Source organism: Paraburkholderia silviterrae (assembly GCF_004353915.1).
GTDB lineage: Bacteria > Pseudomonadota > Gammaproteobacteria > Burkholderiales > Burkholderiaceae > Paraburkholderia > Paraburkholderia silviterrae.
The window spans coordinates 562,114-578,190 of sequence record NZ_SMRP01000002.1 but is presented as its reverse complement, the minus strand read 5'-3'; the positions used below and the strand labels follow the sequence as shown (position 1 = coordinate 578,190).

15 protein-coding genes are annotated in these 16,077 nt (G+C 66.4%); 2 read left to right on the top strand and 13 right to left on the bottom strand.

Features of this window, described 5'->3' with window-relative positions; all coding sequences use genetic code 11:
• Window positions 1-5: 5 nt before the first annotated feature.
• The 4 genes from EYW47_RS06815 to mltG all read right to left on the bottom strand — a co-directional run bounded on the left by EYW47_RS06815 (window position 6) and on the right by mltG (window position 3,748).
• Window positions 6-791 carry a TatD family hydrolase gene (locus EYW47_RS06815; RefSeq protein WP_133194079.1) on the bottom strand — a complete coding sequence of 262 codons (786 nt, stop codon included), beginning with the start codon at window positions 789-791 and terminating at the stop codon, window positions 6-8.
• 194 nt (window positions 792-985) lie between these two features.
• A complete protein-coding gene (locus EYW47_RS06810; RefSeq protein WP_133194078.1) occupies window positions 986-2,029 on the bottom strand; it encodes a DNA polymerase III subunit delta' in 1,044 nt (347 codons plus the stop codon).
• A gap of 87 nt (window positions 2,030-2,116) precedes the next feature.
• The gene (gene tmk, locus EYW47_RS06805) at window positions 2,117-2,737 is read right to left on the bottom strand and encodes a dTMP kinase (protein WP_133194077.1); all 621 of its coding nucleotides are present in this window, start codon (window positions 2,735-2,737) and stop codon (window positions 2,117-2,119) included.
• Window positions 2,738-3,748, bottom strand: a complete 1,011-nt coding sequence (mltG, locus tag EYW47_RS06800) for an endolytic transglycosylase MltG (protein WP_133194076.1) — start codon at window positions 3,746-3,748, stop codon at window positions 2,738-2,740.
• 78 nt (window positions 3,749-3,826) lie between these two features.
• On the opposite strand from mltG, the gene ygfZ reads away from it, so the two are divergent.
• Together ygfZ and EYW47_RS06790 are read left to right on the top strand one after the other, a co-directional pair.
• A complete protein-coding gene (gene ygfZ, locus EYW47_RS06795; protein WP_133194075.1) occupies window positions 3,827-4,849 on the top strand; it encodes a CAF17-like 4Fe-4S cluster assembly/insertion protein YgfZ in 1,023 nt (340 codons plus the stop codon).
• A gap of 144 nt (window positions 4,850-4,993) precedes the next feature.
• Window positions 4,994-5,845: an NRDE family protein gene (locus EYW47_RS06790; RefSeq protein WP_133194074.1), complete on the top strand. Its 852-nt coding sequence runs from the start codon at window positions 4,994-4,996 to the stop codon at window positions 5,843-5,845.
• Window positions 5,846-5,888: 43 nt separating this feature from the next.
• Here EYW47_RS06790 and EYW47_RS06785 read toward each other — a convergent pair whose 3' ends face one another.
• The 9 genes from EYW47_RS06785 to EYW47_RS06745 all read right to left on the bottom strand — a co-directional run bounded on the left by EYW47_RS06785 (window position 5,889) and on the right by EYW47_RS06745 (window position 16,052).
• Window positions 5,889-6,851, bottom strand: coding sequence for an alpha/beta hydrolase (locus tag EYW47_RS06785; protein ID WP_133194073.1), 963 nt, complete (start codon window positions 6,849-6,851; stop codon window positions 5,889-5,891).
• 70 nt (window positions 6,852-6,921) lie between these two features.
• Entirely contained in the window at window positions 6,922-7,803 is an 882-nt protein-coding gene (locus EYW47_RS06780; protein ID WP_133194072.1) for an SDR family oxidoreductase, read from the bottom strand.
• A gap of 87 nt (window positions 7,804-7,890) precedes the next feature.
• On the bottom strand, window positions 7,891-8,889 hold the full coding sequence (locus EYW47_RS06775; protein WP_133194071.1) for an NADP-dependent oxidoreductase: 999 nt from the start codon (window positions 8,887-8,889) through the stop codon (window positions 7,891-7,893).
• Window positions 8,890-9,004: 115 nt separating this feature from the next.
• Complete coding sequence (locus EYW47_RS06770; protein WP_240763570.1) at window positions 9,005-9,502, bottom strand: PaaI family thioesterase; 498 nt, start codon at window positions 9,500-9,502, stop codon at window positions 9,005-9,007.
• Between the two features lie 17 nt (window positions 9,503-9,519).
• The gene (locus tag EYW47_RS06765) at window positions 9,520-9,822 is read right to left on the bottom strand and encodes a Dabb family protein (RefSeq protein WP_133194070.1); all 303 of its coding nucleotides are present in this window, start codon (window positions 9,820-9,822) and stop codon (window positions 9,520-9,522) included.
• Between the two features lie 222 nt (window positions 9,823-10,044).
• Window positions 10,045-11,223, bottom strand: coding sequence for an acetyl-CoA C-acyltransferase (locus tag EYW47_RS06760; protein ID WP_133194069.1), 1,179 nt, complete (start codon window positions 11,221-11,223; stop codon window positions 10,045-10,047).
• 97 nt (window positions 11,224-11,320) lie between these two features.
• Window positions 11,321-11,956 (bottom strand): bifunctional nicotinamidase/pyrazinamidase, encoded by a 636-nt coding sequence (gene pncA, locus EYW47_RS06755; protein ID WP_133194068.1) that lies wholly within the window; start codon window positions 11,954-11,956, stop codon window positions 11,321-11,323.
• 24 nt (window positions 11,957-11,980) lie between these two features.
• Window positions 11,981-14,062, bottom strand: coding sequence for a 3-hydroxyacyl-CoA dehydrogenase NAD-binding domain-containing protein (locus EYW47_RS06750; RefSeq protein ID WP_133194067.1), 2,082 nt, complete (start codon window positions 14,060-14,062; stop codon window positions 11,981-11,983).
• Between the two features lie 247 nt (window positions 14,063-14,309).
• Window positions 14,310-16,052 (bottom strand): 3-(methylthio)propionyl-CoA ligase, encoded by a 1,743-nt coding sequence (locus tag EYW47_RS06745; protein WP_133194066.1) that lies wholly within the window; start codon window positions 16,050-16,052, stop codon window positions 14,310-14,312.
• Window positions 16,053-16,077 lie beyond the last annotated feature (25 nt).

The following is a 16,077-nucleotide window of genomic DNA, read 5'->3' as shown; positions in this document are numbered from 1 at the left end:
GCGACTCAGGCCGTGGCCGGAATCTTGAAGAGCCGGAAAAAATTCTGCGTGGTGGCAGCGCCGAGTTCGGCGTCCGGCAATCCGCGTTGCTGAGCAATGAATCTTCCGACATGGCTAACGTACGCAGGTTCATTGGGTTTGCCGCGATAGGGCACTGGCGCAAGATACGGCGAATCCGTTTCGATCAGCAGACGCTCGAGCGGCACCCGGCGCGCGACGTCCTGAACCTCCGTCGCACTCTTGAACGTCACGATGCCCGAAAGGGAGATGTAGAAGTTCTGCGCGAGGGCGCGCTCGGCGATCGCCCAGGGTTCCGTGAAGCAATGCATCACACCGCCCGGCTCCCCGGCGCGCTCCTCCTCCATGATGCGCAGCGTGTCGTCCGAAGCCGCGCGCGTATGCACGATGAGCGGCTTGCCCGTAGCGTGCGCCGCGCGGATATGCACACGGAAGCGCTCGCGCTGCCACTCCATGTCCTCGATCGTGCGCTCGCCTAGGCGATAGTAATCGAGCCCCGTTTCGCCGATCGCCACGACCTTCGGATGCTTCGCCAGCTCCACGAGGTCCGCGACGGTGGGCTCCTGGACATCCTCATGATCGGGGTGCACGCCCACCGACGCATAGACGTTCTCGTAGCGGCTCGCGATATCGAGCACCGAGGGCAGCGTCTCGAAGTCGACCGAGACGCACAGCGCGTGCGTGACGGCTTGCGCGCGCATGTTTTCGAGCAGCTCGGGCAGCCGGTCGGCGAGGCCCTCGAAGTTAATGTGGCAATGCGAATCGACAAACATGGGCGGTCCTGCGATGGAGTGACGGGTAAGGCTGACTGCAAGGAATCAACGAAAAATGCGGCGGCAAGCCCTGCGCCTCTCGGGCCGCAACGCGCTTGTCGAGGGTGGCATCCCGGTAGACAAGGCTCGTGATGCGGTCGACCGGCGCGCGGCGGCGCATGCCGACGCCGGCCAGACACGCTCAGACAAAGATCTCAGGCGAACATTTCACGATAGCCGAGAAAAAGCTCCTCGAACACGAGGCGCGCATTCAGCGGATGGTTTTCCACGGCACGCTGGCGCGTGACGGTCTTCAGATAGAGTGCCAGTGCCGGTGCGTCCAGATGCGCCGCGCAGCGCGCGAGGGCCGTTGCCGACTGCGGGTAATAGCGAGGGCGGCCCGCCGTGCGCTCGGCCAGCAGGTCGTAGACCCAGCGCTGCAGCCAGCCGAGCACGAGCGGCACCGGCAGTTTTTGCAGCGTCTCGCCACATGCGAAGGCGTCGCACGCGGCGCCTGCCGCGAGTTGGCCGAGTGTCCAGTCGCGCAGCGCGCGGTTGTCGTCTTGCGAGAGTGCGAGCGCCGCAAGCGGCGCGCCGCCCGCTTCGGCGAGCAGGCCCGCCGGGTCGGCCACGCCTTGCGCGGTCAGCCACGCCTGCGCCTCCTCGGGCGCGGGCGTGCTCATCGGCCATTGGCGGCAACGGCTGATGATGGTGGGCAAGAGCCGGTCGATGCGCGCCGAAACGAGCAGGAACACGACGCCCGAGGGCGGTTCTTCAAGCGTTTTCAGAAGCGCGTTCGCGGCGGCGACGTTGAGCGCCTCGGCCGGATACAGCACGACCACGCGCAGGCCGCCGCGATGCGAGCCCACACCCGTGAAATCGAGTAGCGCGCGCACCTGCTCGATGCGGATCTCCTTGCTGGGCGCACGGGTCTTCTTGCCCTCGTCGCCGTCGCCCTTATCGGCTTTGGCGTCTTCCTTGTCGTCGGCGCCGGCGGGGCCGACCAGGCCGGCCAGCGCCTCGGGCACCACCACGCGGTAGTCGGGATGGTTGCCCTGCGCAAACCAGTTGCACGCCGGGCACGCGCCGCACGGCTGGCCGTCGGCATGCGGCGACTCGCACAGCAGCCCCTTCGCCAGATGCTGCGCGAACTGAAGCTTGCCGATGCCGGCCTGGCCATGCAGCAGCAGCGCATGCGGCCAGTGGCTGCGCAGTTGCTGAAGGCGCTCCCAGTCGCCGGATTGCCACGGGTAGATCATGTTTTAAATCAATCTATTAAGTGATATTTCTGAGAATTTACGCGAATTCGATCGGACGTCATAAGGACGGCAAGTCACGCCTTTCAATCACAGCGTTGCGATCACTTGTCCGAGCTTCTTGCGAATCTCGTCGATGCTTTGCGACGAGTCCACGATCGCGAAGCGGTACGGCGCCTCTTCCGCGCGGCGCAGATATTCTGCGCGGGTACGCGTGAAGAACGCGTCGGTCTCGCTCTCGAAGCGGTCCGGCTCGCGCGCGGCGCCACGCCGCTCGCTCGCGGTATCGGGCGCGATGTCGAACAGCACGGTCAGATCGGGCTGGAAGCCGCCCTGGACCCAGCGCTCGAGCGCTTCGAGCTTGTCGCGCGGCAGGCCGCGGCCGCCGCCCTGGTAGGCAAAGGTGGCGTCGGTGAAACGGTCCGAGAGCACCCAGTCGCCGCGCGCGAGCGCCGGCTCGATCACGCGGGCCAGATGCTCGCGGCGGGCGGCGAACATCAGCAACGCCTCGGTTTCGAGGTCCATCGGCTCGTGCAGCAGGATCTCGCGCAGCGTCTCGCCGAGCGGCGTGCCGCCGGGCTCCCGCGTCATGACCACCGAGCGGCCCGTGGCGGCGAGTTTCTGCTCGAGCTGCTCGCGAAACCACGCCAGATGCGTGGTCTTGCCCGCGCCATCGATGCCCTCGAACGTGATGAATCGGCCCCGCGCCATTTAATTACCCCGGATGTACTTGTCGACGGCCTTGTTGTGGTCGACGAGATTGTCAGAAAAAACGCTGCTGCCGTCGCCGCGCGCCACGAAGTACAGCGCGGCGGTCGAGGCGGGATTGAGCGCCGCCTGCAGGGCGGCCGCGCCGGGCAGCGCGATTGGAGTCGGCGGCAGCCCGGGGCGCAGGTAGGTATTGTAAATAGTGTTGGTCTGCAGATCGCTCTTGTGCAGCCGCCCCGTATAGCTCGCGCCGAGCCCGTAGATCACCGAGGGATCGGTCTGCAGCGGCATGCCCGCCTTGAGCCGGTTCGCGAACACGGCCGCCACGAGCGGACGGTCGCCGGCCTTGCCGGTCTCCTTCTCCACCAGCGAGGCGAGCGTGAGCGCCTCGTAAGGCGACTTCAGCGGCAGGCCCTGCGCGCGCGCGGCCCACGCCTCGTTCAAACGCGTCTGCATCAGCTTGTAGGCGCGCCGATAGACGTCCAGATCGCTCGAGCCCTTGTCGAACAGGTAGGTGTCCGGGAAGAACAGCCCTTCGCCGCTGCCCTGCGGCGCGGCCGGTGCGCCGATCGCCGCGAGCAATTGTGCATCGTTCATGCCGGCGGTGTCGTGGCGCAGCGCCGGATTCGCATCGAGCTCGTCACGCATGCGCTTGAAGGTCCAGCCTTCGATGATGGTCGCGACGTACTCGTTGACGTCGCCGAGCGCCATTTTCTGCAGCACCTCATAAGGCGTGACGCCGGCCTTGAACTCATAGTTGCCGGACTTGAGCTGGCTTTGCAGGCCGAGCACGCGCGTCATCAGCACGAACAAATCGGTCTGGACGGGCACGCCGCCACGACGCAATTGCGCGGTGACGCTGCGCACGGAGCTATGCGGTTTGATGGTGACATCGAGTTGCGGGACGGCGAGCGCCACGGGCGAGCTCGCCCAGCGCCAGACACCGCCCACTGCGACGGCGCCAAGCACGACAAGGCCGGCGCCGGCAACAAGGCATTTCTTGAGGAGGGACATGCGTAACGTGACTCAGGCGGACCTCATATAATAACTGCTTGCCCTCGCCAAAGTCAGGATTGACTGTTCCCCGAATCCATGAACTCCCCGCTCGCATCAAGTACCCCGTCCTCCATCGCCACGCCTGCCGCAGAAGACTTCGACGCCGTTCTCAAGGGCGGCGGCTATGCGATCCTGCCGCAATTCGGCGTGATCGACGCCAATGGCGACGACGCAGCCACTTTCCTGCACAGCCAGCTCACGAACGACATCCAGCATCTGGACGTGACCGGCGCGCGCCTCTCAGGCTACTGCTCGCCCAAGGGGCGCCTGCTCGCCTCGTTCCTCACGTGGAAGACCGGCGACACCATCCGCATGCTGCTTTCGAAGGACGTGCAGGCTGGCGTGCAAAAGCGCCTGTCGATGTTCGTGCTGCGCGCCAAGGCCAAGCTCACCGACGACAGCGACAAGCTGCTCGTGGTGGGCCTCGCGGGCGACGTGCGCGGCGCGCTCGCGCGCGTGTTCGATGCGCTGCCCGACGGCGTGCACGTGAAGGTGGACGATCCCGCCGGCACGCTGATCCGCGTGCCCGACGCGCACGGCCGCCTGCGCTATCTGTGGGTCGGGCCGAAAGCCGCCGTGGAGGCGAAGCTCGCCTCGCTCGGCGACGCGCTCAAGCCCGTTTCGCCTGCCGTTTGGGACTGGCTCGACATCCGCGCGGGCGAGCCGCGCATCATCCATGCCGTGAGCGAGCAGTTCGTTCCGCAGATGGTCAACTACGACGTGCTCGGCGGCGTGAACTTCAAGAAGGGCTGTTATCCGGGCCAGGAAATCGTGGCGCGCAGCCAGTATCGCGGCACGATCAAGCGCCGCACCGCGCTCGCGAGCGTCGCCGCCGGGCTCGACGTCGCACGCCCCGGTGCCGAGCTCTTTCACTCCGACGACCCGGGCCAGCCGTGCGGCATGATCGTCAACGCGGCGGCGGCGCCCGAAGGCGGTGTCGATCTGCTCGCGGAGATCAAGCTCGCGGCGCTGGAGTCGGGCAGCGTGCATCTGGGTGCCGCCGACGGCCCCACGCTGCGCATCCTGCCGCTGCCGTACGCACTGCCCGCCGAGGCCTGACGTCTTGGCGCCGGGTTGCAGGGTGGCGCAGGCCGCGCCGCGCTTTGCGCGGATCGCTTCATCGTCCTTCGCGCGCCCTGGCGCGCCGAAGGCGTTGCGCGCTTCACATGCGGCGTTTGCCATTGCTGCCAGAGGCCGTGCGCCATGTGCCTGATCGTCTTCGACTGGCGGCCGCACGCAGCCGATGGCGCGCTCTTCACGCTCGCCGCGAACCGCGACGAATTCCTGCGCCGTACCGCCGAGCCCATGCAGTGGTGGAAAGATGCGCCTGACGTGCTCGCGGGGCGCGACCTCGTGGGCGGCGGGACATGGCTTGGCATGACGCGCGATGGGCGCTTCGCGGCCCTCACCAACTACCGCGCGCCGCATGAGATGCGCCCCGACGCGCCCACGCGCGGCACGCTTGTTTCGCGCTGGCTGACCGGGCCCGGAGGCGCCGAAAAACTGCCCGATACACCGCTGGACTATCTCGAGGAAGTCGCGCGCGACGGCGAGATGTACAACGGCTTCAATCTGGTCGTCGGCGACTGGAAGCGGCGCGAGCTCGCCTGGTACTGCAACCGCGGCGAACGCGTGCCCGCCCTGCTGCCCGAGGGCACGCACGGCATTTCCAATGCCGTGCTCGACACGCCATGGCCGAAGCTCGTGCGCAAGCGCGCGGGGCTCGCCCAGCTCACGGCGGACGGCCCGGACGTTCCGCTCGAGCGCCTGATCGAGTTGATGCGCGACCCGAGCGTCGCGCTCGATAGCGAGTTGCCCGCGACCGGCATTCCGCTGGAGCGCGAGCGCGCGCTTTCGGCGGCATTCATCGAGACGCCCGAGTACGGCACGCGCGGCACCACGGCGCTGCGCGTGCGCGTGAATGGCGATCGATTGAGCGTGCAAGCGCGCGAGCGCAGCGACGACGACGGCTCGCACCGCATCGCGCGGCCGGGCGCATTCGAGCGCCATGAGTGCTTCACGGTCGACGTCGCGCCTGACACCTGTTCGCGCTAGTCACCGGCCCTGAGCTGGGGCTCAGCGCGAACCACCCGCCTCATCAATCCCCCGTGCCGAACGCCGTGCGCAACGCCTGCGCGGCCTGCGCCTGCGCGCGCCGCGCATCGTCCACGAAGCCACCCATCTTGAAGAACTCGTGGATCATGCCGTCGAATCGCACGAGCGTGACCTCGTTGCCCGCCTCGTGCAGCTTCTGCGCATAGGCTATGCCCTCGTCGACGAGGGGATCGAATTCCGCAACCGCGATCCACGCCGGCGCCACGCCGCGAAAATCGGGCGCTCCGTGCGTGCCGTCGAGCGGCGCGAAGCGCCAGTCGTCGCGATCGGACACATCGCGAACGTAGTGATTGAAGAACCATTGCACGGTGGGCGCCGTGAGCAGATACCCCTGCGCGAGACGCCTGTGCGACTCCGTTTGCTGGTGCCCGCCCGTGCCCGGATAGATCAGCAGCTGCAACACGGGCGGCATGCCCGCGTCGCGCGCGAGCACTGCGCACACCGTCGCGAGCGTGCCGCCCGCGCTGTCTCCGCCGACTGCGAGCCGCGTCTCGTCGATCGCGTACTCGGCTGCGTGCGCGTGCAGCCAGGCGTAGGCGTCGAACGCATCGTTCACGGCAGTCGGGAACTTGTGCTCGGGCGCGAGCCGGTAATCGACCGAGAGCACCGCGCAGCGCGCGTCGCGCGCGAACATGCGGCACAAGGCGTCGTGTGTGTCGACGCTTCCCACGGTGAAGCCGCCGCCATGGAAATAGACAAGCGCAGGCAGCGGCTCGGACCATTGCGGCTCGACCGGCAGATAGAGCCGCGCGCGAACAGACGCGCCATCGCGTGTGGGCAGTTGCAGGTCTTCGACCGAGTGCATCGGCGCGGTCGCGATCTCGAGCACCGACGCGCTCTTTTCATACGACGCACGTGCTTCCTGCGGCGTCATTTCGTGGTAAGGCGTGCGGCCCGCGCGGGCCACCATGTCGAGTACGAGAGCGATCTTCGCGTTGAGCGGCATGAGTCTTTCGGATGAGGTCTCGCTCGAACGCCACACGGCGCGCGCCGGAAAAGCGCGCGCGGGTGTGCTATCAATCTGGCGCCTTCTTCACTTCAGGCTTGAGCGAGAGCGGATCGGTGGGATTGCGCAGCGTCTCGATGTCTTCGTGGCGCAGCTTTACCGATGGGAGTATGCCCGGATGTGTGAGGATGTAGAAGCGCCCTTCGCGCACGGCGTCGAAAGTGGTCTTCGCGACATCGTCAGCCGTGAGACGCCCCGAGCGCACCGCGCGCTGCAACTGCAGATCGGCGGCCTGCTGCGAGCGCGTGGGCGGGGCAACGTTGCGCAGATCGTCGGGGCGGCTGCGCTCGGCATTGGCGATGCCCGTCGGCACGAACGCCGGGCACAGCAGCGAGCAGCCCACCTGTTCGCTCACGTTCTTGAGGTCGTGATAGAGCGTTTCAGTGAGCGCCACCACCGCGTGCTTCGAAGCGTTGTAGACGGCCATCGCGGGCGGCGCGAGCAGGCCCGCCACCGAGGCCGTGTTGACGATATGCGCGCGCTCGCCCTGCTTGAGCATGATCGGCGTAAAGCTGCGCACGCCATTCGCGACGCCCATCACATTCACGCCGAATACCCAGTCCCAGTCTCTCGCGCTGCTTTCCCACACGAAGCCGCCGCTGCCCACTCCGGCGTTGTTGAAGAGCAGATGGACCTTGCCATACGCGTCGAGCGCGGCCTGCGCGAGCGCATCCACTTGCGCCGGGTCGCGCACGTCGGTGCGCATGCCGATCGCCTGCACGTTCTGAGCGCGCAATGCCTTGACGGTTTCCTCGAGCGCGGCTGCATCGACATCGGCGAGCACGAGCTTCATGCCAAGCGACGCGGCCTGCTGAGCGAACGCACGGCCAAAGCCGCTCGCCGCGCCGGTAATGACGGCCACACGGCCTTCGAACTGAAACGGATCCGACATCGCGCTCCCTTACCTATTCGTTAGTACTGCACAAGCAATAAAAAAATCTGGCGAAGGCCGGCGCTCAGGGCCGGCCCGTTGCCTTCGTCAGATGAGCTTGACGAGCTGCTTGCCGAAGTTCTGGCCCTTGAGCATGCCGAGGAACGCTGTGGGCGCGTTTTCGAGACCTTCTGCAACGCTCTCGCGATACACCAGCTGCTTCTTCGCAACGAGTGCGCCGAGCTCGGACAGCGCTTGCGGCCAAACGTCGATATGCTCGCTCACGATGAAGCCCTGCACGAGCAGGCGCTGCGTGAGCAGCAGTTGCGGATGCTTGAGCGGAATCGGCTCGCCGTCGTAGCCCGCGATCATGCCGCACAGCGCGATCCGGCCGAAGGCGTTCATGCGCGCGAGCGTGGCGTTCAGGATGTCACCGCCCACGTTCTCGAAGTAGCCGTCCACGCCTTCTGGCGTTGCGGACTTGAGGTCCTGATAGAGATTGCCCGCCTTGTAGTCGACGCAGGCGTCGAAGCCCAGCTCCTCCACAACGTACCGGCATTTTTCGGCACCACCCGCGATGCCAACGGCGCGGCAGCCCGCCCGTTTTGCAAGCTGGCCCACGACGCTGCCCACGGCGCCACTCGCCGCGCTCACCACGACGGTCTCGCCCGCCTTCGGCGCGATGATGCGGTTCAGGCCGTACCAGGCCGTGACGCCCGGCATGCCCACCGGCCCGAGATACGCGGCCAGCGGCACGTGCGTGGTATCGACGACATGCAGGTCGCTGCCGTCCGAGGTGGCGTACTCCTGCCAGCCGCCCATGCCCACCACCTTGTCGCCGGCCTTGAATTTCGGGTTGAGCGACTCGACCACCTCGCCCGACGTGCCGCCGATCATCACGGCATTGAGCGGCTGCGGCGCCGCGTACGACTTGCTGTCGTTCATGCGGCCGCGCATGTACGGATCGAGCGAAAGCCAGTGATTGCGCACGCGCACCTGACCCTGTGCGAGCGGCGCGAGCGGCGTTTGAACGAGACGGAAGTTATCGACGCTGGCAGCGCCTTCGGGGCGCGAGGCGAGCAGAATCTGGCGATTAGTCTGGGTCATGGCGTTCGATGTGGGGTCGTGATGCACGGTTGGCACCGCGCGGGTTTGAAGCGGAATCGCAAGCGCATGCGAAAAGAAAAACCTGCATGCGGCTTGCGTGCGTCGGGCACGGCGTTCAGCCGTCGCTCGGGCCCGGTTTTGCGTTGGGGTCGCTGCGCAGGCGCTGACGCGTCACATCGCGGCCCACCGCGAGACGGCGCATGTATTTGAAGGTGCCGAGCGCCTTCGCCACGAAATGCCCTTCGCTGTCGCGGATCTCGCCTTCGCAATAGGCCATCGTGGTCGAGCGGTGCAGCACGCGGCCGTAAGCACGCAGCTCGCCGCGGCCCGGCTGCATGAAGTTCACTTTCATTTCGACGGTGACGACGCCCACGCCATCGGCGGCGACGCTGCGCGCGGCCATCGCAAGCGCGATGTCGGCGAGCGTCATGGTCACGCCGCCGTGCGCGACGTCCCACGTATTCATATGGCGCTCGGCGAGCGGCAGGAGCACTTCACTCGCACCGTCGCGCGCGCTCACGAGCTGCGCGCCCAGATGATCGACGAACGGGCTTTCGATCATCGGCTGCTGGCTGGACGCGCCGTCTTGCGTTGTATCTGCGGTACCGGTCATGGTTGAGCTCGAATCCCTCAGACCACGTAATCGACGCACTGGCGCGCCTCGACCACGCGCTTGGCGAAGTCCTTCACGATCTGGTGATCGGGGTGATCCTGATACGCGTCGAGCGCGGCCTTGTCGGCGAAATCGGAGACCAGCACGATATCGAACGTCGAAGCGAGGCCCGGCTCGGCGAGACCGGCTTCGAGATGCAACGTGCCCGGCACGAGATCGCGGCAGCCTTCGAGCATCGTCTTGAACTTCGCGATGTTCTCGGCGCGTGTCGCGCCTTCGGCCGATTCCCTGAATTTCCACATCACGATATGACGAATCACGGGTTCACCTTTTCAGTCTGTCTTGAACGGAGGCCGCGCCGCATGGGCGCGACTCAGCCGTCATGATACCTGCCTCGTCATTTGCGCGAGGGGCGCGATCATAGCCGCGCGAGGCCTGGCGGAAGGCTCGTGAGTGGGCTGCATGCCATGCGTGAGGCGCATGCGGCACGCGAGAAAACCTGAGCGGCCGGTGCGGCGCGCGCCGTACCGGCCCCGCAGCGATCAAACGATTTCGAACAGCCCCGCCGCGCCCTGCCCGCCGCCGATGCACATCGTCACCACGACGAACTTTGCGCCGCGGCGCTTGCCTTCGATGAGCGCATGGCCCGTGAGCCGCGCGCCCGAAACGCCGTACGGATGGCCGACCGCGATCGCGCCGCCGTTCACGTTGAGGCGGTCGGCGGGAATGCCGAGCTTGTCGCGGCAGTAGAGCACCTGCACGGCGAACGCTTCGTTCAGCTCCCACAGGCCGATGTCCTCGACCTTGAGACCGGCCTGCTTGAGCAGCTTGGGCACCGCGAACACGGGACCGATGCCCATCTCGTCCGGCTCGCAGCCGGCCACCGCGAAGCCGCGGAAGATGCCGAGCGGCTGCAGCCCTTCGCGCTCCGCGACCTTCGCGTTCATCACCACGCAGGCGCTCGCGCCGTCCGAGAACTGGCTCGCGTTGCCCGCCGTGATCACGCCGCCCGGCATTGCCGTGCGGATCTTCGAGACGCCTTCGAGCGTCGTGTCGGCGCGAATGCCTTCGTCGGCGGCAATCGTCACTTCCTTCGTGACGAGCTGGCCCGAGGCCTTGTCGGCCACGCCGGCGAGCACCGTCATCGGAACGATTTCGTCGTTGAAGAGGCCAGCGGCCTGCGCCGCCGCGGCACGCAGTTGCGACTGCACGCCGTATTCGTCCTGGCGCTCCTTCGAGATCTCGTAGCGCTTCGCGACGTTCTCGGCGGTCTGCAGCATGCTCCAGTAGATCTCGGGCTTGTGCTGGTTGAGCCAGCCTTCGAATGCCATGTGGCGGTTCATCTCGTTCTGCACGCACGAGATGGACTCCACGCCGCCGGCCACGAACACGTCGCCCTCTCCCGCAATCACGCGCTGCGCGGCAAGCGCAATCGTCTGGAGTCCGGAAGAACAGAAGCGGTTCACGGTCATGCCCGCCACCGAGACGGGCAGCCCGGCGCGCAGCGCGATCTGGCGAGCGATGTTGCCGCCGGTGGCGCCTTCGGGGTTCGCGCAGCCCATGATCACGTCCTCGACGCGTGCGGGGTCGATCTTCGCGCGCTCGACGGCAGCCTTCGTGACGTGGCCGCCAAGCGTGGCGCCGTGGGTCATGTTGAACGCGCCTTTCCACGATTTGGCGAGGCCCGTGCGGGCGGTCGAAACGATTACGGCATCAGTCATGTATGTCTCCAGTCGATCGCACTCAAGGCTTTGGCCCCGGGGTGCGATCCAATGCGAATGTGTTGATCCTGCGAATTGGACAAGCTTCGGACGTTCATCAGACGGTGCCGCTCAGCACATCGGCCGCTTGCGCGCGCTTCACGCCTGCCGCGCTCAACTGCTGCCACGCCGTGGCGAGCGAGCCGTTCAGGTCGATGGCGCGTGAGGCGTCTTCGATCAGCACGGTCTCGAAGCCGGCGGCGCGCGCATCGAGCGCCGACCACGCGACGCAATAGTCGGTCGCGAGTCCGCAGCAATAGACGCGCTTCACACCGAGATCGCGCAGATAGCCCGCGAGCCCGGTGGGCGTCGTGCGGTCGGCCTCGAGAAACGCCGAATAGCTGTCGACGTTGGCGTGATGCCCCTTGCGGATGACCGCGCGCGCGTGCGGCACGGCGAGATCGCGATGCAGCGCGGCGCCCTCGGTGCCCTGCACGCAATGCGTGGGCCAGAGCACCTGCTCGCCATAGGGCAGCGCGATCGTCTCGAAGGGCTGGCGCCCCGCGTGATTGCCGGCAAACGACACGTGCTCCGCCGGGTGCCAATCCTGCGTGAGCACCACGTTACGAAAGTTCTGCGCGAGCCGGTTCGCGACCGGCACGACTTCGTCGCCGTGCGCGACGGCAAGCGCCCCGCCCGGCATGAAGTCGTATTGCAGATCGATCAGCAAGAGCACGTCTTCAGCGCTTCTCATGATGTTCGTCCGTCACCAAATGGCTTAGTTGAACGTACCGCCCTTCTCGGCCAGTTCGGCAACCGACGAGGCGATCTGCCACGCGTCGCCGTTCGGCTGCTGTGCATAGCGGCGGATTGCGCGCGCCACGTTGTAGAGGCCAACGGTGTCCGCATAGAGCATCGGGCCGCCGCGCCACAGCGGGAACCCATAGCCCGTGAGATAGACCATGTCGACGTCCGACGCCTTCGAAGCAATGCCCTCTTCGAGGATCTTCGCGGCTTCGTTCACGAGCGCGTACACGAGTCGCTCGACAATTTCCTCATCGCCAATCTTGCGACGCTCGGTGCCCACTTCCTTCGAGTACGCGACGATCATGTCGTCCACGAGCTTCGAAGGCAGCGCATTGCGCTCGCCCGCCTTGTAGTCGTACCAGCCAGCGCCGGTCTTCTGGCCGAAGCGGCCCAACTCGCACAGACGGTCGGCGACCTTCGAATATTTGATGTCCGGCTTTTCCTGGTAGCGGCGCTTGCGGATCGCCCAGCCGATGTCGTTGCCCGCGAGGTCGCTCATGCGGAACGGGCCCATCGCGAAGCCGAACTTCTCGATCGCGCGGTCCACCTGCGCCGGCAGCGCGCCTTCTTCGAGCATGTAGAGCGCCTGGCGCACGTACTGCTCGATCATGCGGTTGCCGATGAAGCCGTCGCACACGCCCGAGACCACGGCCGTCTTGCGGATCTTCTTCGCGACCTGCATGACCGTGGCAAGCACGTCCTTGGCCGTGTCTTTGCCGCGCACGACTTCGAGCAGCTTCATCACGTTGGCAGGACTAAAGAAGTGCAGGCCCACCACGTCCTGCGGACGCTTCGTGAACGCGGCGATCTTGTCCACGTCGAGCGTCGAGGTGTTCGACGCGAGAATCGCACCGGCCTTCGCGACTTCGTCCAGACGCTTGAACACCTGCTCCTTCACGCCGAGCTCTTCGAACACGGCTTCGATGATGAGGTCGGCTTCCTTGAGGTCGTCATAGGACAGCGTCGGGCGGATCAGGGCCATGCGCGCTTCGAGCTTTTCGGCCGTGAGCTTGCCCTTCTTGACCTGGGCTTCGTAGTTCTTGCGAATCGTCGCGATGCCGCGGTCGAGCGCTTCCTGCTTCGTTTCGAGCAACGTGACCGGCAGGCCCGCGTTGAGGAAGTTCATGGTGATGCCGCCGCCCATGGTGCCCGCGCCGATCACGGCCACCTTCTGGATCTCGCGCGTGGGCGTGCTCGACGGCACGTCGGGGATCTTGCTCGCGGCGCGCTCGCCGAAGAACGCGTGGCGCAGCGCGCGGCTCTCCGGCGTCTGCACGAGCTCGAGGAAGCATTCGCGCTCGAACGCGAGGCCTTTATCGAAGCCCTGCTTCACGCCCGCGGCGACGGCGTCCACACACTTCACCGGCGCCGGATAGTTCTTCGACATTGCCGCGACGGTATTGCGCGAGAACTGCAGGAAGCCTTCGGCATTCGGATGCTCGATCTTGCGGTTGCGCACGAGCGGATGCGGCCCTTGCTTGTCGGCGGCCTTGCGCGCGAAGGCGACGGCTTCTTCGAGCAGATCGCCTTGCGCCATGGCGTCGAACAGGCCCGCATTCGCGAGCTTTTCCGAAGGCACCGGTGCGCCGCTCACGATCATGTTGAGTGCGGCCTCGAGGCCGATGGCGCGCGGCAGGCGCTGCGTGCCGCCCGCGCCGGGCAGAATGCCGAGCTTCACTTCGGGCAGCGCGATCTGCGCGCCCGGTGCGGCGATGCGATAGTGCGCGCCGAGCGCGAGTTCGAGGCCGCCACCCATCGCCACGCTATGGATCGCGGCCACGACGGGCTTCGCGCTCTTTTCGACTTCCTTGATGACGGTGTGGAGCGTAGGCTCCTGGGTCGCCTTGGGCGTATTGAATTCGGTGATGTCGGCGCCGCCCGAGAAGGCCTTGCCGGCGCCCGTGATCACGATCGCCAAGACGGCCGGATCGCTATTGGCGCGCACCAAACCCTCGACGATGCCGGTGCGGGTCGAATGCCCGAGCCCGTTGACGGGCGGATTGTTGAGCGTGATGACGGCGACGCCGTCGCGAGTCGTGTAATCCACTGCCATTTGCCTGCCTCCGTACTTGCGGGCCGCGTTGTGCCTCACATGAGTCACGCACACGCGCTGGCCGCTTCATTGTCCGGCATTCCCGGTCTACACGCAGAATACCGAAAAAAGAACGTTCGTTCAATTTTTTGCTGCGCACGAGATACCAGGGTTTGTACTGAGTCTTCGGCCAATGCGCGGGAGTCGGACAGACAGACGAAAAAAACGCAGCCCGAGGGCTGCGCTTCGTTCGGGCGCGTGCTAGGCGCTAACCGCGCGTGGCGGCCGATTTCGTGTTGGCCGTGGCACCACTGGCCGCGCCCTTATCCGAGTCGAGCGGCTCGAGCGGACACTTGTCGCCCACCTCCAGCGCGCTCGGCAGCACGTGATGGCGGAACTGCTCGCGCAGCTTGAGCTTTTGCAGCTTGCCGGTGGCCGTGTGCGGCAGTTCGTCGACGAACACCGCGTCGTCGGGCAGCCACCACTTCACCACCTTGCCTTCGAAGAACGCCAGCAATTCCTCGCGCGTCACCTGCGCACCGGGCTTCTTCACCGCGACGATCAGCGGCCGCTCGGTCCAGCGCGGATGCGCGCAGGCGATGCACGCGGCCTCCGCGATGGCCGGATGCGCGACCGCGATATTTTCGAGCTCGATCGAGCTGATCCACTCGCCGCCCGACTTGATCACGTCCTTGCTGCGATCGGTGATGTGCAGAAAGCCGTCGGGATCGATGGTCGCGACGTCGCCGGTCGGGAACCAGCCGTCCACGAGCGGCGTGCCGCTCTCCTGCCTGAAATACCGGTCGATAATCCACGGCCCGCGCACGTACAGATCGCCGAACGCCACGCCGTCCCACGGCAGCTCGCGCCCGTCGTCGCCGACAATCTTCATGTCGACACCGAAAATCACGCGTCCCTGCTTTTCGAGCAGTGCGCGTTGTGCCTCGGGCGGACGCTGCGCCTGCTCCCAGTTGAGCTTGGCGAGCGTGCCGAGCGGCGACATCTCGGTCATGCCCCACGCGTGGATCACCTGCACGCCGTAGTCGTCTTCGTAGGTGCGCAGCATGGCCGGCGGGCACGCCGAGCCGCCAATCACCGTGCGCTTGAGCGTGGAGAACTTCACGCCCGCCTCGCGCATATACGCGAGCAGGCCGAGCCACACGGTCGGCACCCCGGCCGAGCAGGTCACGCCCTCGGCTTCCATGAGCTCGTAGAGCGACTTGCCATCGAGGTCCTTGCCGGGCAGCACGAGCTTCGTGCCGTTGAGCGGCCCCGCGTGCGGCAGGCCCCACGCGTTGACATGGAACATCGGCACGACGGGCAGCATGGCGTCGCGCGCGCTGAGCCCCATCGCGTCGGGCAGCGATGCGCCATAGGCGTGCAGGACTGCCGAGCGGTGCGTATAGAGCGCGCCCTTCGGATTGCCCGTGGTGCCCGAGGTGTAGCAGAGATTCGAGGCGCTGCGCTCGTCGAGCAAGGGCCAGTCGAACTCGCCGTTTTGCGCCGCGAGCAGCGTTTCGTAGCAGAGCACCGGCGTGCGCATGGCGGGCCGGTGCGACTCGTCGCACAGCGCGATCCAGCCGCGCACCTGCGGGCACTGCGGCGCGAGCGCGTCGACGAGCGCGGCGAATGTGATATCGAAGAGGATGTAGCGGTCGTCCGCGTGATTGACGATCCAGGCGATCTGCTCGGGAAAGAGGCGCGGATTGATGGTATGGCACACCGCGCCGAAGCCGGTTACGCCGAAGTAGGCTTCGAGGTGCCGGTACCCGTTCCAGGCGAGCGTGCCGATGCGCTCGCCGGGTTCGACGCCGAGCGCAATCAGTGCCTGCGCCAGTTGCTTCGAACGCACTTCGCATTCGCGGTACGTGTAACGATGCACATCGCCTTCGATGCGCCGCGATACGATCTGCGCGTTGCCGTGATGGCGCGCCGCGTGCGCGATCAACGACGACACGAGGAGCGGCACGTCCATCATTTGTCCCAACAGCGGCGTGGTCGTCGCGGTCATGGTCAGCGGTCTCCTCGACTCGAAT